Source organism: Enterobacter cloacae complex sp. SHL022, assembly GCF_049237785.1.
Taxonomy (GTDB): domain Bacteria; phylum Pseudomonadota; class Gammaproteobacteria; order Enterobacterales; family Enterobacteriaceae; genus Enterobacter; species Enterobacter hormaechei_C.
Genome location: NZ_JBMKJH010000001.1, coordinates 1 through 18006, shown reverse-complemented (window position 1 = coordinate 18006; position 18006 = coordinate 1). Strand labels below are relative to the sequence as shown.

The 18006-nt window shown below is 53.9% G+C and carries 15 protein-coding genes; 12 read left to right on the top strand and 3 right to left on the bottom strand.

The genetic code is table 11. The features are described 5' to 3' along the window. The first annotated feature begins 19 nt into the window (after window positions 1-19). The 7 genes from ACOTZD_RS00075 (at window position 20) to ACOTZD_RS00045 (ending at window position 7951) form a co-directional block, all read left to right on the top strand. Window positions 20-1072 carry a zinc-dependent alcohol dehydrogenase gene (locus tag ACOTZD_RS00075; RefSeq protein ID WP_003856866.1) on the top strand — a complete coding sequence of 351 codons (1053 nt, stop codon included), beginning with the start codon at window positions 20-22 and terminating at the stop codon, window positions 1070-1072. A 16-nt stretch (window positions 1073-1088) separates the two neighbouring features. After that, the gene (locus ACOTZD_RS00070; protein ID WP_059294430.1) at window positions 1089-1877 is read left to right on the top strand and encodes a sugar phosphate isomerase/epimerase family protein; all 789 of its coding nucleotides are present in this window, start codon (window positions 1089-1091) and stop codon (window positions 1875-1877) included. 11 nt (window positions 1878-1888) lie between these two features. Continuing rightward, a complete protein-coding gene (locus ACOTZD_RS00065) occupies window positions 1889-2947 on the top strand; it encodes a Gfo/Idh/MocA family protein (RefSeq protein WP_121301500.1) in 1059 nt (352 codons plus the stop codon). Next, window positions 2941-5220, top strand: a complete 2280-nt coding sequence (locus ACOTZD_RS00060) for a glycoside hydrolase family 65 protein (protein ID WP_059294431.1) — start codon at window positions 2941-2943, stop codon at window positions 5218-5220. Before ACOTZD_RS00065 ends, ACOTZD_RS00060 begins: the two co-directional genes overlap by 7 nt. Then, a complete protein-coding gene (gene pgmB, locus ACOTZD_RS00055; RefSeq protein ID WP_023324784.1) occupies window positions 5210-5875 on the top strand; it encodes a beta-phosphoglucomutase in 666 nt (221 codons plus the stop codon). Before ACOTZD_RS00060 ends, pgmB begins: the two co-directional genes overlap by 11 nt. Window positions 5876-5888: 13 nt before the next feature. Further along, on the top strand, window positions 5889-6971 hold the full coding sequence (locus tag ACOTZD_RS00050; RefSeq protein ID WP_003856876.1) for an ABC transporter ATP-binding protein: 1083 nt from the start codon (window positions 5889-5891) through the stop codon (window positions 6969-6971). A gap of 65 nt (window positions 6972-7036) precedes the next feature. Continuing rightward, on the top strand, window positions 7037-7951 hold the full coding sequence (locus ACOTZD_RS00045) for an OmpG family monomeric porin (RefSeq protein ID WP_023314240.1): 915 nt from the start codon (window positions 7037-7039) through the stop codon (window positions 7949-7951). 33 nt (window positions 7952-7984) lie between these two features. Here ACOTZD_RS00045 and ACOTZD_RS00040 read toward each other — a convergent pair whose 3' ends face one another. Beyond that, window positions 7985-8995 (bottom strand): LacI family DNA-binding transcriptional regulator, encoded by a 1011-nt coding sequence (locus tag ACOTZD_RS00040; protein WP_003856881.1) that lies wholly within the window; start codon window positions 8993-8995, stop codon window positions 7985-7987. A 155-nt stretch (window positions 8996-9150) separates the two neighbouring features. Here ACOTZD_RS00040 and ACOTZD_RS00035 point away from each other — a divergent pair, with 155 nt between their 5' ends. From ACOTZD_RS00035 to tyrR, 3 genes are all read left to right on the top strand, one after another. Further along, window positions 9151-10548 carry a YcjX family protein gene (locus tag ACOTZD_RS00035; protein ID WP_045336517.1) on the top strand — a complete coding sequence of 466 codons (1398 nt, stop codon included), beginning with the start codon at window positions 9151-9153 and terminating at the stop codon, window positions 10546-10548. Next, entirely contained in the window at window positions 10545-11597 is a 1053-nt protein-coding gene (locus tag ACOTZD_RS00030) for a TIGR01620 family protein (RefSeq protein WP_421636241.1), read from the top strand. Before ACOTZD_RS00035 ends, ACOTZD_RS00030 begins: the two co-directional genes overlap by 4 nt. A 111-nt stretch (window positions 11598-11708) precedes the next feature. Continuing rightward, window positions 11709-13250, top strand: a complete 1542-nt coding sequence (tyrR, locus tag ACOTZD_RS00025; RefSeq protein WP_003856887.1) for a transcriptional regulator TyrR — start codon at window positions 11709-11711, stop codon at window positions 13248-13250. Window positions 13251-13284: 34 nt separating this feature from the next. Here tyrR and tpx read toward each other — a convergent pair whose 3' ends face one another. After that, on the bottom strand, window positions 13285-13791 hold the full coding sequence (tpx, locus tag ACOTZD_RS00020) for a thiol peroxidase (RefSeq protein ID WP_003856889.1): 507 nt from the start codon (window positions 13789-13791) through the stop codon (window positions 13285-13287). A gap of 106 nt (window positions 13792-13897) precedes the next feature. Between tpx and ycjG the strand changes: the two genes are divergently transcribed. Next, a complete protein-coding gene (gene ycjG / locus ACOTZD_RS00015; RefSeq protein ID WP_072139935.1) occupies window positions 13898-14863 on the top strand; it encodes an L-Ala-D/L-Glu epimerase in 966 nt (321 codons plus the stop codon). Here the strand turns inward: ycjG and mpaA are convergent. Then, a complete protein-coding gene (gene mpaA, locus ACOTZD_RS00010; RefSeq protein WP_137048625.1) occupies window positions 14854-15567 on the bottom strand; it encodes a murein tripeptide amidase MpaA in 714 nt (237 codons plus the stop codon). The genes ycjG and mpaA overlap by 10 nt on opposite strands. A 183-nt stretch (window positions 15568-15750) precedes the next feature. Here mpaA and ACOTZD_RS00005 point away from each other — a divergent pair, with 183 nt between their 5' ends. Continuing rightward, window positions 15751-17367 carry a peptide ABC transporter substrate-binding protein gene (locus tag ACOTZD_RS00005; protein ID WP_048247263.1) on the top strand — a complete coding sequence of 539 codons (1617 nt, stop codon included), beginning with the start codon at window positions 15751-15753 and terminating at the stop codon, window positions 17365-17367. Window positions 17368-18006: the final 639 nt, after the last annotated feature.

Sequence of the window (18006 nt, the reverse complement as noted above, 5' to 3'; positions counted from 1 at the left end):
TATTAACAAGGAGTCAGTCATGAAAAAATTAGTTGCGACAGCGCCTCGTGTAGCGGCGCTGGTGGAATACGAAGATCGTCCTGTTGCAGCACATGAGGTGAAGATTCGTGCCCGTTATGGTGCCCCGAAACACGGCACCGAAGTCGTGGATTTCCGCGCGGCAAGCCCGTTCATCGATGAAGAGTTCAACGCTGAGTGGCAGATGTTTACCCCGCGTGAAAAAGGTGCAGCGCGCGGCATCGAATTTGGTAAATTCCAGCTGGGGAACATGATCGTCGGCGACATTATCGAATGTGGTGCGGACGTGACGGAATACCAGATCGGCGACAGCGTCTGCTGCTACGGCCCGTTGCAGGAAACGGTCATCGTAAACGCGGTGAACAACTATAAGCTGCGCAAAATGCCGCAGGGCGCATCCTGGAAAAACGCCGTTTGCTACGATCCGGCGCAGTTCGCCATGAGCGGCGTGCGTGATGCTAACGTCCGCGTAGGGGATTTCGTCGTGGTTGTGGGGCTGGGCGCGATTGGCCAGATTGCGATTCAGCTGGCGAAAAAAGCCGGCGCGTCAGTGGTTATTGGTGTCGATCCTATCGAACATCGCTGTGAGATCGCCCGCCGTCACGGTGCAGACCACTGCCTGAACCCAATCGGTACCGATGTCGGTCTGGAAATTAAGAAACTGACCGGCAAGCAGGGCGCCGATGTGATCATCGAAACCAGCGGATTTGCAGATGCGCTGCAATCTGCGCTGCGCGGTCTCGCCTACGGTGGAACGATCTCCTACGTGGCTTTCGCCAAGCCGTTTGCGGCAGGCTTCAACCTTGGTCGCGAAGCACACTTCAATAACGCCAAAATTGTCTTCTCCCGCGCATGCAGTGAACCCAACCCGGATTATCCGCGCTGGAGCCGCAAGCGTATTGAAGAGACCTGCTGGGAATTGCTGATGAACGGTTATCTCAATTGCGAAGATCTGATCGACCCGGTCGTCACCTTCACCACCAGCCCGGAAAGCTATATGAAGTATGTCGATCAGCACCCGGAACTCAGTATCAAAATGGGCGTCACTTTTTAAGCTAAGGACAGCAATCATGAAAATCGCAACACAAAACCAGGCCTTTTTCCCGACCGCTATCATGGAAAAATTCGAATACATCAAAGCGATGGGATTTGATGGCTACGAAATTGATGGCCGACTGCTGGTGGAAAACCTCGACGAAGTAAAAGCGGCTATCAAAGCCACCGGCCTGCCGGTCACGACGGCCTGTGGCGGATACGATGGCTGGATCGGGGATTTCATTGAAGAACGCCGCCTGAACGGTCTACAGCAGATTGAACGCATTCTGGAAGCGCTGGCAGAAGTGGGCGGAAAGGGGATTATCGTTCCGGCTGCCTGGGGGATGTTTACCTTCCGTCTGCCGCCAATGACTTCGCCACGTAGTCTGGACGGCGATCGCAAAGCGGTCAGCGCTTCCCTGCGCTGGCTGGATGAGGTGGCAGCGCGCACCGGTACTACCGTCTACCTGGAGCCGCTGAACCGCTATCAGGATCATATGATCAACACTCTGGCCGACGCGCGTCGTTATATCGAAGAGAACGGCCTGAAGCACGTGCAGATCATCGGTGATTTCTACCACATGAATATTGAAGAAGACTCCCTGACGGAAGCGATGCATCAGAACCGCGACCTGCTGGGTCATGTGCACATTGCTGATAACCACCGCTATCAGCCGGGCAGCGGCAGCCTCGATTTCGCCAGCCTGTTCGATCAGCTGCGTGCCGATAATTATCAGGGTTACGTCGTGTACGAGTGCCGGGTGCGTGCCGACGATCCGGCTCAGGCCTATAAGGACTCTCTCACTTACTTGCGTGAATGCTAAGGATGACGAGCGTGATGAGTGCTTCTACACCTTTGCCTCTGCGCGTCGCCATCATTGGCGCCGGGCAGGTTGCAGACAAAGTGCATGCCTCGTATTACGCCACGCACAGTGATGTTCAAATGGTGGCTGTCATGGACAGCCGCCTTGAGCAGGCACAGGCGTTCGCGGAACGTTATGCTATTCCATCGGCATGGCAGGACGCTCACGAGATGTTGCAGGAAGTAAAACCGGATGTGGTGAGCGTCTGTTCGCCTAACCGGTTCCATTTTGAACATGTGATGGCGGCTCTCGAAGCAGGTTGTCATGTGATGTGTGAAAAGCCGCCGGCGATGACGCCGCACCAGGCGGATGAGATGCGTCTCGCGGCGCGCAAGGCCGGAAAAGTCCTCGCGTACGATTTTCACCATCGCTTTGCGCTGGATACCCAGCTCCTGCGCGATGCGGTAATGAACGGAACGCTCGGTGAAATTTACTTCACCTCCGCGCAGGCGCTGCGTCGTTGCGGTGTGCCGGGGTGGGGCGTTTTCACCAATAAATCGCTCCAGGGCGGCGGGCCGCTGATCGATATCGGCATTCATATGCTGGACGCCGCGATGTACGTGCTGGGTTTCCCGCCCGTGAAGCGGGTAACCGCGCACAGCTTCCAGAGACTGGGGAACCGGAAACACACCGGCCAGTTTGGCGAATGGGATCCTGCGCAGTTTACCGTGGAAGATGCCCTGTTTGGCACGATTGAGTTCTGCAACGGTGGCATTCTGCGTCTGGATACCTCTTTTGCGCTTAATATCCGCGAGCAGTCGATCATGAACGTCTCTTTCTGCGGTGAGAAGGCGGGTGCAACGCTGTTCCCGGCACACATTTATAACGACGAAGCCGGTGTTTTACAGACGCTGACCCAGCGGGAAGAAGCTGACGATCGCCGACATCTGCGCAGTATGGACGCGTTTGTTCGCCACGTATTGCGCGAGCCGGTCATGATTGCCGATGCGGAGCAGGGGCTGGTGATCCAGCAATTAGTCGCGGCGTTATATGAAGCCGCGGAAACAGGGGAAAGCGTGACGTTATGCTGAACCAGTCTGTATTAACCGATCCGAGCTTTTGCCCGCATAGCCTGAATAAGTACGCGTCCATTATGGCCTGCGGCAATGGCTACATGGGCATTCGCGCCACGCATGAAGAAGATTACACCCAGCAGACCAGAGGCATGTATCTCGCGGGGCTGTATCATCGCGCGGGACGCAACGAAACCACAGAGCTGATCAATCTGCCGGATGTCACCGGGGTTGAAGTTGAGCTGGACGGCGTCAATTTCACGCTCCTTTCAGGCGAAATTCTTGAGTGGCAACGCGAGCTGGCCTTTGCTAACGGCGAACTGCATCGTAACGTTGTCTGGCGTTCGCCGGACGGAAAACGCTATCGCCTCGAGAGCCGTCGTTTTGTTTCGCTGGACCAGTTGCCCTTAGTGGCAATGCGGCTCTCGATTACACCGCTTGATGGCGCCGCTCAGGCCGTGCTGAAAACCGGCATAGATGCGACACAGACGAACAGCGGCAGGCAGCATCTGGATGAAATCTCGGTCAGGGTTTTTGACCAGCACTACATGCAGGGTGTGTATGAAACGCAGGACCGGGCGTCTGAAGTTGTTGTTTCGGCGTTTTGTCAGCTCTCCGCTCAGAGCGACAGCTGTTTCACCGCCAAAAATCGTCGCCTCAGCGTTCATCATTCTCTGACTATCTCGCAAGGTGACACCGTCACGCTTGAGAAGATCGTCTGGCTGACCCATCGCAGCGATAAAGCGCTCTCACAGGAGTCTTTCGCCCGCAACGCGCTGGCCGATCTCAAAGTCTGCGCGGCAAGAGGCTACGATGCGTTGCTTGAAAGCTCAGCGTACGCCTGGGAAGCGGTCTGGCGTGACGCTCGGGTGGAAGTGACTTGTGCAGAACAGCAGGATCAGCTTGCACTGGATTATGCCGTCTGGCACCTGACGACAATGACGCCAGCCCATAGCGAAAGAAGCAGCATTGCCGCGAAAGGGCTGACGGGGGAAGGGTACAAAGGGCACGTCTTCTGGGATACCGAAATTTTCCTGTTGCCGTTCCATCTGTTTACCCGTCCACAGATTGCCCGCAGCCTGCTGCGCTATCGCTGGCTGAATCTTTCTGGCGCGCGTGAAAAAGCACGCCGTAACGGTTGGCCGGGCGCGTTGTTCCCGTGGGAAAGCGCCGCCAGCGGAGAGGAAGAGACGCCAGAATTCGCAGCCATTAACATCCGCACCGGGGTTCGCCAGAAGGTCGCCTCCGCACTCGCTGAACACCACATCGTGGCTGATATTGCCTGGGCCGTTGTCGCTTACTGGCAGGCAACACACGACGATGCCTTTATGCGCAATGAGGGTCTGACGCTGCTGATGGAAACCGCTTCGTTCTGGATGGGACGCGCGACGGAAATTAATGGTCGTCTTGAGATCCATGACGTGATCGGACCGGATGAATACACCGAGCATGTCAACAACAACGCTTACACCAACTATCTGGCCTGGCACAACGTGGCCTGCGCGCGTCAGTTTATGGCGAAATTTGGGCGTGAAGATGCGCGTTTTACGGAGAATGCCGGTAAGTTCCTGGCGCGCCTGTGGCTGCCAGAGGCCGACGCAGAGGGTGTGATCCCGCAGGATGATACCTTCATGGCAAAACCTGCCATCGATCTGAGCCGCTATAAAGCCAAAGCGGGTAAGCAAACCATTCTGCTTGATTACTCTCGCGCGGAAGTGAACGAGATGCAGATCCTGAAGCAGGCCGACGTGGTGATGCTTAACTACCTGCTGCCGGAACGGTTTACGCCGCAGCAATGTGCCGCCAATCTGGCGTTCTACGAGCCACGCACGATCCATGATTCATCCCTGAGTAAAGCCATTCACGGCATTGTGCTCGCACGTTGCGGTGACACCGAGGGGGCGTATGCCTTCTGGCGCGATGGGATTGCCATCGACCTGGGGGACGACCCGCACAGCAGTGATGACGGTATTCATGCTGCCGCCACCGGTGCGATCTGGTTGGGCGCCATTCAGGGATTTGCTGGCCTGCACATTAGCGAAGGGGAGCTGCATCTTGCGCCGAAGCTGCCTGCTCACTGGCAGAAACTCGCCTTCCCGCTGCGGTGGCGGGGCGCAACAATGCACATTACCTGTGAAGATGACCTGTTAACCATTGAAACCACCGCACCTGTCACGTTGACGCTGTGGGGTGAAACGCTGCATGTATCAGGGCGAAAGGTCTGTGAGCGTAAGGACTTTCTTGTACCTGTTAATGGGACCGCTACCACGGAGGGGCGCCATGACGCTTAACGCTGTTGTATTCGATCTGGACGGGGTGATCACCGATACCGCGCATCTTCACTTTCTGGCCTGGCGCGCCGTGGCGGAGGAGATTGGTATCACCTTCGATGAAGTATTTAACGAACAGCTGAAGGGAATAAGCCGTATGGACTCCCTCCAGCGCATTCTGAAACATGGCGGGAAAGAGGGGATGTTCAGTGACGAGCAGCGCCTGGCGCTGGCGACGAAAAAAAACGCGCTTTACTTCCAGTCGCTGGCATCACTGACGCAGGATTCGCTGCTGCCGGGTATTCGCGACGTGCTGGCGGATATTCGCGCCGCGAAGGTCAAAATTGGCCTGGCATCCGTATCGCTTAATGCTCCTGGGATTTTGCACGCGTTGGGTATTCATCAGGCTTTCGATTTTTGCGCCGATGCTTCGCGTATTAGCCGCTCAAAGCCGGACCCGGAAATCTTCCTTGCGGCCTGTAAAGGACTGAACGTGCGTCCTGAAGAGGCCATTGGTATCGAAGATGCCGCCGCAGGGGTAGATGCGATCAACGCCGCAGGAATGCTGTCGGTCGGGATTGGGCCTGGCCTGAACCATGCGGGATTACAACTTCATTCAACGCAGGAACTGACCTGGGAACGCCTGACGGCTTTCTGGGCATCCCGGGCGTATTGATAAGGAATTAATAATGGCTCAACTGTCTCTGAAACACATTCAGAAAATTTATGATAACCAGGTCCACGTGGTGAAGGATTTCAACCTCGAAATTGAAGACAAAGAATTTATCGTCTTCGTCGGTCCATCGGGTTGTGGGAAATCCACGACGCTGCGAATGATTGCCGGCCTCGAGGAGATCAGCGCGGGTGAACTGATTATTGACGGGGTTTGCATGAATGATGTTCCCGCAAAGTCCCGTGATATCGCGATGGTCTTCCAGAACTATGCGCTCTATCCGCATATGACGGTCTACGACAACATGGCGTTTGGCCTGAAAATGCAAAAAATTGCGCCCTCCGTCATTGAAGAACGCGTTACCTGGGCGGCACAGATCCTGGGCTTGCGCGATTACCTCCAGCGTAAACCTGGCGCGTTGTCCGGCGGTCAGCGTCAGCGCGTGGCGTTAGGCAGGGCGATAGTGCGCGAAGCGGGGGTGTTCCTGATGGATGAGCCCTTATCCAACCTTGATGCCAAACTTCGTGTGCAGATGCGCGCTGAAATCAGCAAGCTGCATCAGAAGCTTAATACCACCATGATTTACGTGACGCACGATCAGACGGAAGCCATGACGATGGCGACCCGCATCGTGATTTTAAAGGACGGCATCATTCAGCAGGTGGGCGCGCCGAAGCAGGTCTACAACGAGCCGGCGAATATGTTCGTTGCAGGATTTATTGGCTCACCGGCGATGAACTTCATTCGTGGCGCAATCGACGACCGCTATTTTGTGACGGAAACGCTGCGTCTGGAGATCCCGGAGGACAAGCTGGCCGTACTGAATGCGCAAGGTTACCAGCGTAAAGCGGTTGTCTTTGGGATCCGTCCGGAAGATATTCTCACCGTACAGCGAAGCGGCGAAAACATCACGGCGAAGATCAGCGTTGCTGAGCTGACCGGGGCTGAATTTATGCTTTATGCCACCGTGGGTGGGCATGAACTGGTTGTCCGTGCGGGAGCGGCGGATGATTACGTTGCCGGAGATAATATCGGCATCCAGTTCGATATGAATAAGTGCCATTTCTTCGATGCTGATACTGAAACAGCTATTAGATAAGAAAGGTGTTCGCCGGAAATGAAAGTTTCCGGTTTTTTGTATGTTAATTATAAAGGAATATTTTAATGAGTACTCTACTAAGAAGTGCTGCGCTCGTCCTGTGCGCAGGGGTGAGCTGCGCGCAAGCAACTGAATCAGCCAAACAGTGGGAATTTAATATTGGCGCCATGTATGAAATTGAAAACGTCGAAGGTCAGGCCGACGATAAAGATGGATTATATGAACCCTCCGTGTGGTTTAATGCCACTTGGGATGCATGGACCATTTCGCTGGCTATGTATCAGGAAGGGCCGGTTGATTACAGTAGCATGACGCGCGGCACCTATTTCGATCGTCCCGAAGTAGAATTACGCTATCGTATTATTGGTACCGATGATTTCACGCTGGGACTGACGGGTGGTTTCCGTAATTACAGCTATCATTTCAAAGATGAGGATGGCGCGAAAGCGGGCAGCGCAAATATGCAGCGCTATAAAATTCAACCGGACTGGGATGTAAAATTAACCGATGACTGGCGTTTTGGCGGATGGTTTGCCATGTACCAGTTTGCGAATGACCTGGCAAAAACCGGTTATTCTGACAGCCGTGTTGAAACGGAAACCGGTTTTACCTGGACAATTAACGAAACCGTCTCTGCAAAAGTTAATTACTATTTAGAGCGGGGTTTCAATATGGACAGTTCACGTAATAACGGTGAATTCTCCACTCAGGAAATTCGCGCCTATCTGCCGATTTCATTGGGTCAGACGACACTAACGCCTTATACCCGTCTGGGACTCGATCGCTGGTCAAACTGGGACTGGCAAGACGATCCTGAGCGTGAAGGACATGATTTCAACCGTTTGGGTATGCTGTACGCCTATGATTTTAACAATGGTTTATCCATGACGCTGGAATATGCCTACGAATGGGAAAACCATGACGAAGGGGAAAGTGACCGCTTCCACTATGCCGGTATCGGCGTGAATTACGCGTTTTGATAACACTTCACCAGGGGCGTTTGCCCCTGGTTTTTAGCGTAATGAAGCCGCATCTGAAAAATGCGTTTCAACCAATACCTTATGCGGGGCAGGTTTACCCGCAATGCACCTGAACAACAAATCGCAGCTCTCTTCGCCCAGCTTTCTCGTGGGGATATCAAAACCGCCTGGTGCAGGGGTTAAAATGAGAGATAGCATCGGGTCGCTGTATCCTGCCATTGCGACCTGTTCCGGGATCGTCAGATTTAGCTCATCCGCGGCACGATAAAGACTTAGCAATTTCATGCTGTCCGTCGCAAAAACTGCATCAGGCGGGTTGTCTGATGAGAGTAGCTGACAGGCCGCCTGAAGCGCGCTTTCATGGGTATATCCGCCATCAATAACCCAGTCCGGATTAATCGCAATACCGTGCTTCTCAAGGCTCGATTTATAGCCCGCCAGGCGATCGATAGAAACGTGATAATCGAGCGGGGCATGCAGGCAGGCAATTTTAGTGCGACCATGTTTGATAAATGAGTCGGTTAATATGGCGCTGTCGTGGAAATTATCCGTGTCGACAGAATAGATATTCTGGTAATTGCCTTCCACTTTACCAATAACGACCACGGGCACACCGTATTCGTCCAGCGTCGCGAAAAAAGACTCGTTCGCCGGCGAGCTTAGCATGATGATCCCTTTGATCATCTTCTGCTTTATTTTACCCACGCATTTTTGCAGATCATCTTCGCTGCTTTTGGACGTTTGTAAAATAACATCAAAACCTTCTTCTTCTGCTTTTGCCGTTATGGCATGCAGTACATCAGAGAAAAACGGATTCCCTGCGGTGGTTTTGGTTGAACGGGTCGAAATAACCATAATGGCGTCGAAGCCAGAAGAGGTGAGTGCGCGGGCAAGTTTATTCGGTTGATAATTTAATTCTTCTATCGCCTTCAACACCTTTTCGCGCGCTTCAGGAGAAATATTCGTTTGTTTATTCAGAACGCGCGACACGGTTGATTTCGAAACGCCAGCAACGCGGGCAATATCATAGATGGTGGGTGACATACACCTTACTCACTCCAGACGGACAGCAATTGCGCCCATCTTACTGGAGAGAAAACGGCAATAGCAATAATTAAGAATTGATAATCAACGATCTGCCCCAATTTACTGTATTCTGAAGTGACTTTTTTCAGGGTTCCAGGCAATGAAGGACGGCGATGAAGCGACTTAAAAACGAATTCAATTCTCTGGTGAACCGTGGCGTTGATCGCCATTTGCGTCTTGCCGTGACGGGGCTGAGCCGCAGCGGTAAGACAGCATTCATTACGGCGATGGTCAATCAGCTGTTGAACCTGCATGCAGGGGCGCGCCTGCCACTGCTTAGCGCAGTGCGCGAGGAGCGGTTGCTGGGGGTGAAACGCGTACCGCAACGTGATTTTGGCATCCCCCGTTTCACCTATGATGAAGGTCTGGCGCAGTTATACGGGGAACCTCCCGCCTGGCCCACCCCGACGCGTGGCGTGAGCGAAATCCGTCTTGCGCTGCGTTTCCGCTCGAATGAATCCCTGATGCGTCACTTCAAAGAAACGTCCACGCTCTATCTCGAAATTGTGGATTATCCGGGAGAATGGCTGCTCGATTTACCGATGCTGGCGCAGGATTACCTGAACTGGTCCCGACAGATGACCGGTTTGTTGCAGGGGCAGCGGGCAGAGTGGTCGACCAAATGGCGCCAGCTTTGCGAAGGGCTGGACCCGCTGGCGCCGGCGGATGAAAACCGTCTGGCCGTCATAGCCGAAGCCTGGACGGATTACCTGCATCAGTGCAAGCAGGAGGGGTTGCATTTCATTCAGCCGGGCCGCTTCGTTCTGCCGGGTGATTTAGCCGGTGCTCCCGCGCTACAGTTTTTCCCGTGGCCGGACGTTGACAGCATCGGCGAATCGAAACTGGCGCAGGCGGACAAGACCACCAACGCCGGTATGCTCCGCGAGCGATACAATTATTACTGTGAGAAGGTGGTTAAGGGCTTTTATAAAAATCACTTTTTACGCTTTGACCGCCAGATCGTGCTGGTGGACTGCCTGCAACCGCTCAACAGCGGGCCGCAGGCGTTCAATGATATGCGGCTGGCGCTGACGCAGCTGATGCAAAGCTTTCATTATGGCCAGCGTACGCTGTTTCGCCGTTTGTTCTCGCCGGTCATCGACAAGCTGCTGTTTGCCGCCACAAAAGCTGACCATGTGACGGTCGATCAGCACGCCAACATGGTATCCCTGCTGCAACAGCTGGTGCAGGATGCCTGGCAGAATGCGGCCTTCGAAGGGATCAGCATGGACTGTCTGGGGCTGGCGTCCGTACAGGCAACGCAGAGTGGGTTGATTGACCTGAATGGCGAGAAAATTCCGGCCCTGCGGGGCAACCGTCTCAGCGACGGTGAGCCGCTCACGGTCTATCCGGGGGAAGTTCCGGCGCGTCTGCCGGGCCAGGCATTCTGGCAAAGCCAGGGTTTTCAGTTCGAAGCCTTCCGTCCGCAGAGCATGAACGTTGACCAGCCATTGCCGCATATCCGTCTGGATGCTGCGCTGGAGTTTTTAATTGGAGATAAATTGCGATGACGGAACCGTTAAAACCACGCATTGATTTTACCGGCCAGCTTGAGCAGACGCCCCATGAGGCGTTCAAAACGGCGCAAACCTTCAGCGGCCCGCAGGCTGACAACTTTGCTCCCGTGCTGGCAGACGAGCCGATGGTTGAAGAGGGGCAGGCGGAAGCGGTGGTTGATGCGGCACTGCGCCCGAAACGCAGCCTGTGGCGTAAGATGGTGACCGCCGGGTTAGCCCTTTTTGGTGTGAGCGTAATCGGCCAGGGCGTGCAGTGGGGCGTCAATGCCTGGCAAACGCAGGACTGGGTGGCGCTGGGGGGATGCGCCGCCGGGGCGTTGATTGTTGGTGCGGGCGTTGGCTCAGTCGTCAGCGAGTGGCGTCGCCTCTGGCGTTTGCGTCAGCGTGCCCACGAACGCGATGAAGCGCGGGATCTGCTGCACAGTCACGGCACAGGAAAAGGGCGTGCTTTTTGTGAAAAGCTTGCGGCTCAGGCCGGGATAGATCACTCTCACCCGGCGCTTCAGCGCTGGTATGCGGCGATCCACGAAACCCAGAATGACCAGGAAGTGGTCACGCTCTATGCGCACATTGTTCAGCCGGTACTGGATGCGCAGGCTCGTCGTGAGATCAGCCGTTCGGCGGCGGAATCTACCCTGATGATCGCCGTCAGTCCGCTGGCAATGGTGGACATGGCCTTTATCGCCTGGCGCAACCTGCGTCTGATCAACCGCATCGCCAGGCTGTACGGCATTGAGCTTGGCTATTACAGCCGACTGCGCCTGTTCAAACTGGTGTTGCTGAATATCGCCTTCGCCGGGGCAAGCGAACTGGAACGGGAGGTCGGGATGGACTGGATGTCGCAGGATCTTGCGGCGCGTCTCTCTGCCCGGGCGGCGCAGGGGATTGGTGCCGGTCTGCTGACGGCACGCCTGGGTATCAAAGCGATGGAGGTTTGTCGTCCACTCCCCTGGATCGATGGCGATAAGCCGCGGCTGGGGGATTTCCGTCGCGAATTGATTGGCCAGCTTAAAGAGACGCTCAATAAAAAACCTGCTCAGTGAGGTTTTGTTTACTAATCGTGCGGGCTGTCAATATTTGTTGACAGCCACCTTCCCGAACACCGTGATCTGACATATCATTTTACTGTTATTGGCTTAAACGGTGAATTTCCCATGCGTCTGGAAGTCTTTTGTGAGGACCGTCTCGGTCTGACCCGCGAGTTACTCGATCTTCTTGTTTTACGTAGCATTGATTTACGTGGCATAGAGATCGACCCTGTCGGGCGAATTTACCTCAATTTTGCCGAAATTGAATTTAATACCTTCAGTAGCCTGATGGCGGAAATCCGCCGTATCGCTGGCGTTACGGATGTACGCACCATCCCCTGGATGCCGTCCGAGCGGGAACATCTTGCGCTGAGCGCGCTGCTGGAAGCAATGCCGGAGCCGTTTCTCTCTCTCGATCTGAAAAATAAAGTCGAGCGCGTTAACCAGGCCAGCTGCCAGCTGTTTGCGCAGACTCAGGAAAAACTTATCGGGCACCACGCCACGCAACTGATCACCGGTTTTAATTTCCAGCGCTGGCTGGACAGCAACCCGCAAAATACCCATAGCGAGCATGTCGTCATCAACGGACAGAATTTCCTGATGGAGATCACGCCGGTCTACCTGAAAGGGGAAAATGCCGCGCGGGTGCTGACCGGCGCAGTGATCATGCTGCGCTCCACGGTGCGAATGGGGCGTCAGTTACAGAACCTTTCCAGCCAGGACGTCGGCGCATTCAGCCAGATTATTGCGGTGAGCCCGAAGATGCGTCATGTGATCGACCAGGCGCGCAAGCTGGCAAATCTTACGGCGCCGCTGCTGATTACCGGGGATACCGGTACGGGGAAAGATCTGCTGGCGCATGCTGTGCACATGGCCAGCCCGCGTGCGGCAAAACCGTATCTGGCGCTGAACTGCGCCTCTATTCCTGAAGATGCCGTTGAAAGTGAGCTGTTCGGGCATGCGCCGGAAGGTAAAAAAGGCTTCTTTGAACAGGCGAATGGCGGCTCGGTGCTGCTGGACGAGATTGGCGAAATGTCGCCACGCATGCAGGCGAAACTGCTGCGTTTCCTCAATGACGGCACGTTCCGCCGCGTGGGGGAAGATCATGAAGTTCACGTGGACGTGCGCGTCATCTGCGCCACCCAGAAAAACCTGGTGGAGCTGGTGCAGAAAGGGGTATTCCGCGAAGATCTCTACTATCGTCTCAACGTTCTGACGCTCAATATTCCGCCGCTGCGCGATTGCCCACAGGACATCATGCCGTTGACAGAACTGTTCGTGGCCCGTTTTGCCGATGAGCAGGGCGTGCCGCGTCCGAAGCTCTCTGCCGACCTGGGCACCGTGCTGACGCGTTACGGCTGGCCGGGCAATATTCGTCAGCTTAAAAATGCGGTCTATCGCGCATTAACTCAGCTTGAAGGGTATGAACTGCGCCCTCAGGATATTCTATTGCCGGATTACGATGCCGGGACGGTCTCGGTAGGCGAAGAGGCAATGGAAGGCTCGCTGGATGACATCACCAGCCGTTTCGAGCGTTCGGTGTTAACGCAGCTATATCGCAGCTATCCGAGCACGCGCAAGCTGGCTAAACGTCTTGGGGTGTCACATACCGCGATTGCGAATAAGTTGCGCGAGTATGGGTTAAATCAGAAGAAGGGTGACGAATAAATAAAAAAGCCTCTTTGCAGAGGCTTTTTTACGTTTAGGCTTTAAGCGCCTCAAGTGCAGCGGTGTAATCCGGTTCGGTAGTGATTTCGTTCACCAGCTCACTGAAAACAACGTTGTCGTTTTCGTCGATCACCAGCACCGCACGAGCAGCCAGACCTTTCAGCGCGCCTTCGGAAATGGCAACACCGTATTTTTCCAGGAAATCCGGGCTGCGCAGAGTGGATAGGGTGATGACGTTGCTCAGGCCTTCAGCGCCGCAGAAGCGGGACTGGGCAAACGGCAGATCAGCAGAAATGCACAGCACTACGGTGTTGTCCATTTCGGTCGCCAGCTGGTTGAATTTACGCACTGATGCAGCGCAAACGCCAGTATCGATGCTTGGGAAAATGTTCAGGACTTTACGTTTGCCAGCAAACTGGCTCAGCGTGACGTCAGACAGATCTTTAGCCACCAGAGTAAAAGGCTGTGCTTTGCTGCCAGACTGTGGGATGGAACCTGCAACAGCAACCGGGTTGCCCTGGAAATGAACGAGTTGTGACATAGGTATCTTCCTGTTTACAAATAGTTAACGTCGTGGCTAGTGTATGTCATCCGCAGTTAGCACGGCAAACCAATTTTCTGCCTTTCCGGCCTGCAAGGAGTCAGTGATGAGAAGCGTTAAGGTCTATGAAGAAGCCTGGCCATTGCACACCCCGTTTGTGATCTCGCGCGGCAGCCGTAATGAGGCCTGCGTGGTCGTGGTTGAATGTGAAGAGGACGGCGTAAAAGGCGTCGGGGAATGTACCCCTTATCCTCGCTACGGAGAAAGCCTGGCGTCAGTCATGGCGCAAATTATGACGGTAGTGCCCGAGTTGCAGGCGGGCCTGACGCGTGAGGCTCTTCAGCTTCGGTTGCCGGCCGGCGCGGCACGCAACGCGATTGACTGCGCACTCTGGAGTCTGGAAGCGGCGAAACAACAAAAACCGCTGCCTGCGCTGCTGGACGTTACGCTGCCGCAATCGATCGTCACCGCGCAAACGGTGGTCATCGGTGAACCAGAGCAAATGGCCGCCAGCGCTCAGGCGTTGTATGCCACAGGTGCAACATTATTAAAGGTGAAGCTCGACGATCGTCTGATTAGCGAACGCATGGTCGCCATTCGTGCGGCGGTACCTGATGCCACTCTTATCGTCGATGCGAACGAATCATGGCACAGCGAAGGGCTGGCAGCCCGTTGTCAGCTGCTTGCCGATCTGGGCGTTGCTATGCTGGAGCAACCCCTCCCGGCAGGAGACGATGCCGCGCTGGCGAATTTTATTCATCCGCTTCCCGTCTGTGCAGATGAAAGCTGTCATACCCGTGCGAGCCTGTCAGCTCTCAATGGACGCTACGAAATGGTGAACATTAAGCTGGATAAAACAGGTGGATTAACCGAGGCCCTGGCACTGGCACAAGATGCGCAGGCGCAAGGCTTTGCTCTGATGCTGGGCTGTATGTTGTGCACGTCCAGAGCGATCGGCGCTGCGCTCCCGCTGGTGAACAGCGTGCGTTTTGCCGATCTTGACGGCCCAACCTGGCTGGCGGTTGACGTCTCACCCGCGCTGAATTTTACCTCCGGCGTACTTCATCTTTGAGGCTGCCAGCGCAGGAGATCTGTCATCGCCCGCAGGTATTTTTCGCTCGCTTCATCCGAGGAGATGGGCGGAAACTCTGCGGTGATACAGTGAAGGCTGAGATCTGCGCACCAGCTGCCAAACGACCCGGGTGTTTCATAGCCAACGCTGCTCACCAGAGGTAGAGCAAACGCATCCGCCAGCCACTGCCCGAGCGCCGTATGACGAGGATCTTCAATACAGGCGAGGGGATCGTGGAAAGAGACAACCCAGGCCGGGTGGATCTTATGAATAAGCTGGCACAACGCCTGAGTCTCCGGTTCGGAACCGGGTTTGTCTCCCGTGAGCAGGACCACATCTCGCTCCTGCGCCGAACTGTTCCAGCGATACACCGTTTCACCGGCGCGCCAGTTTGCCGCCGGGAAGTTCCTGTTCAGGTCAACGCCGCGTGCATTCGCCCGCAATCCAAGCTGACAACCGTCCGGGTTGACGGTCAAAATCACATGATGACGTCGTAAATCGGCGGCCAGCGTACGTAGCGCGCACGAGAGTGTCACGACAGACGAGTTTTCATCGCCATGCGTGCCTGCAATGATTAAGCCGCTATTGCGATCGGCCTCGGGGGCCGGAAACCAGATCAGCGGCGCGCCTAAAAATGAGCGTCCATAATGTTCAGTTCCGGGCGGGAAGGCGCCGCGTTCCGTTCTTGGTCGGGTAGTTGCCATAGTAAACCCTGATGATAAAGTCACTTCTGGCAGTGTTGTGCAAAAGCCGCGCTTAATCAAATAGTTTCCGTGTGTGTGGAAAATTGCCTGACATCAACTTTCCAGAGGAAGCATTTGCATTTCTCCGTTTCGAAACAAATAATTACGCATCTGCCTGTTACCTGACATCATTAAGGGGATCGTATGAAGCATCCTGTTTCGCTTCTTTGTACTGCGCTGTGGCTGTGCGGGCTTTCTTCACTTTCATATGCCGCGGAGGTTCCCGAAGGAACGGTTCTGGCGCAAAAGCAGGAGCTGGTTCGACATATCAAAGATGAGCCCGCTTCGCTCGATCCGGCAAAAGCGGTGGGATTGCCCGAGATACAGGTGATTCGCGACCTCTATGAAGGGCTGGTAAATCAGAACGAAAAAGGGGAGTTAGTTCCCGGCGTGGCGACGCGCTGGCAGAGCAATGACAACCGCGTCTGGACGTTCACGCTGCGGGATAACGCTAAGTGGTCTGACGGTACCCCAGTGACGGCACAAGATTTTGTCTATAGCTGGCGTCGTCTGGTTGATCCTAAAACAACGTCACCTTTCGCCTGGTTTGCGGCGCTGGCGGGCATTAACAATGCCCAGGCCATTATCGACGGCAAAGCTGCTCCGGATACGCTCGGCGTGACGGCGGTGGATGCTAAAACGCTGCGCGTGCAGCTTGACAAACCGCTGCCCTGGTTCAGCAATCTGACGGCTAACTTCGCGTTTTATCCTGTTCAAAAGGCCAATGTGGAGAGCGGTAAGGAATGGACGCGCCCTGGCGCGCTCATTGGCAACGGTGCGTATGTGCTGAAAGATCGCGTGGTGAATGAAAAACTGGTGGTTGAGCCAAATTCTCATTACTGGGATAACGGCAGGACGGTGCTTAAAAAAGTCACCTTTGTGCCGATCAACCAGGAGTCCTCAGCGACCAAACGCTATCTTGCGGGCGATATCGATATTACAGAATCGTTTCCGAAAAACATGTACCAGAAGCTGCTTAAAGATATTCCGGGACAGGTATATACACCGCCACAGCTTGGGACCTATTACTACGCGTTTAATACGCAAAAAGGCCCAACCGCGGATGCACGCGTACGTCTCGCGCTCAGCATGACTATCGACAGACGTATTATGGCGGAAAAAGTCCTGGGGACCGGCGAGAAACCGGCCTGGCATTTTACTCCCGATGTCACTGCGGGTTTTACGCCGGAAACCTCGCCATTTGAGCAGATGTCACAGCAGGAGCTGAATGCGCAAGCGAAAACGTTGTTGCAGGCGGCAGGCTATGGCCCCCAGCGTCCGCTAAAATTAACGCTGCTGTATAACACGTCTGAAAACCACCAGAAAATCGCGATTGCCGTTGCATCCATGTGGAAGAAAAATCTGGGTGTTGACGTTAAGTTGCAGAATCAGGAGTGGAAAACCTACATCGACAGCCGCAATACCGGGAATTTTGACGTCATCCGTGCATCGTGGGTAGGGGACTACAATGAGCCGTCTACATTCCTGTCGCTGCTGACCTCCTCCCATAGCGGGAATATCTCACGATTCAACGATCCTGCTTACGATAAGATTATTCATCAGGCGACGCTCGAAACTACTGAAAAAGCGCGTAATGCCGACTACAACATGGCCGAGAAGATCCTCACCGAGAAAGCACCGATTGCCCCTATTTATCAGTACACCAATGGCCGTCTCATCAAGCCATGGGTTAAAGGTTATCCGATAAATAACCCGGAGGATGTTGCGTACAGCCGTACAATGTATATTGAAAAGCATTAAAAAAGAGGTCAGGGCGCTACGTGATTATGGTAAATATCCATTAACCGCATAAGCGCCCGCTCTCAGGGTTGATAGTTTTACAGCCTGATTATTACCAAATATCCCCTTCATATCAGCCCATCACTTATTGTCATGATGAATATCTTCAGAGAGATTCTTTCTCCCGTTTATCGAAAAACGCGTAGTCATTTATTCGCCATTCCTGTAGCAGTATAGTCATTACTGTTTTAAAGATTGAATTTGTCCGATACAGGATTTTTTCATATTCAGGCCATTTATTGAATTAAAGCCTTATTTCTCTGCGCTGTTACGGGGTGTGTTAATAAATGCATTGATGTAAATCAATTATTCAACCTCATGGAACAATAAGTTCAATATTTCCAATCAAAGCAGTCATTTCTGCCAAATTAATGTGAATAAATAGTTAATTTTTACTGTGTGTCATGTATCTATGGCATTTATGAGTACACTAATTTAGTGGAATATTCTTAAGAAAAGTCTAATGGTAGATCTTTGATCTGGAAAGTTGATTTCAAATGGATATTTGCTCTAATATGGCTTTGTAAACAAACGTCACTCACTTAACATTTATTTCTTTTAAAGAAAGGGATTGCTATGGCCGATTCATTCCAGAATGAG

What these genes read in the sequence shown, in the direction of transcription:
- tpx (WP_003856889.1), bottom strand. Translation starts at nt 13,791, where the DNA reads ATGTCACAACTCGTTCATTTCCAGGGCAACCCGGTTGCTGTTGCAGGT.
- pgmB (WP_023324784.1), top strand. Translation starts at nt 5,210, where the DNA reads ATGACGCTTAACGCTGTTGTATTCGATCTGGACGGGGTGATCACCGAT.
- ACOTZD_RS00030 (WP_421636241.1), top strand. Translation starts at nt 10,545, where the DNA reads ATGACGGAACCGTTAAAACCACGCATTGATTTTACCGGCCAGCTTGAG.
- ACOTZD_RS00060 (WP_059294431.1), top strand. Translation starts at nt 2,941, where the DNA reads ATGCTGAACCAGTCTGTATTAACCGATCCGAGCTTTTGCCCGCATAGC.
- ycjG (WP_072139935.1), top strand. Translation starts at nt 13,898, where the DNA reads ATGAGAAGCGTTAAGGTCTATGAAGAAGCCTGGCCATTGCACACCCCG.
- ACOTZD_RS00070 (WP_059294430.1), top strand. Translation starts at nt 1,089, where the DNA reads ATGAAAATCGCAACACAAAACCAGGCCTTTTTCCCGACCGCTATCATG.
- ACOTZD_RS00040 (WP_003856881.1), bottom strand. Translation starts at nt 8,995, where the DNA reads ATGTCACCCACCATCTATGATATTGCCCGCGTTGCTGGCGTTTCGAAA.
- tyrR (WP_003856887.1), top strand. Translation starts at nt 11,709, where the DNA reads ATGCGTCTGGAAGTCTTTTGTGAGGACCGTCTCGGTCTGACCCGCGAG.
- ACOTZD_RS00005 (WP_048247263.1), top strand. Translation starts at nt 15,751, where the DNA reads ATGAAGCATCCTGTTTCGCTTCTTTGTACTGCGCTGTGGCTGTGCGGG.
- mpaA (WP_137048625.1), bottom strand. Translation starts at nt 15,567, where the DNA reads ATGGCAACTACCCGACCAAGAACGGAACGCGGCGCCTTCCCGCCCGGA.
- ACOTZD_RS00050 (WP_003856876.1), top strand. Translation starts at nt 5,889, where the DNA reads ATGGCTCAACTGTCTCTGAAACACATTCAGAAAATTTATGATAACCAG.
- ACOTZD_RS00035 (WP_045336517.1), top strand. Translation starts at nt 9,151, where the DNA reads ATGAAGCGACTTAAAAACGAATTCAATTCTCTGGTGAACCGTGGCGTT.
- ACOTZD_RS00045 (WP_023314240.1), top strand. Translation starts at nt 7,037, where the DNA reads ATGAGTACTCTACTAAGAAGTGCTGCGCTCGTCCTGTGCGCAGGGGTG.
- ACOTZD_RS00075 (WP_003856866.1), top strand. Translation starts at nt 20, where the DNA reads ATGAAAAAATTAGTTGCGACAGCGCCTCGTGTAGCGGCGCTGGTGGAA.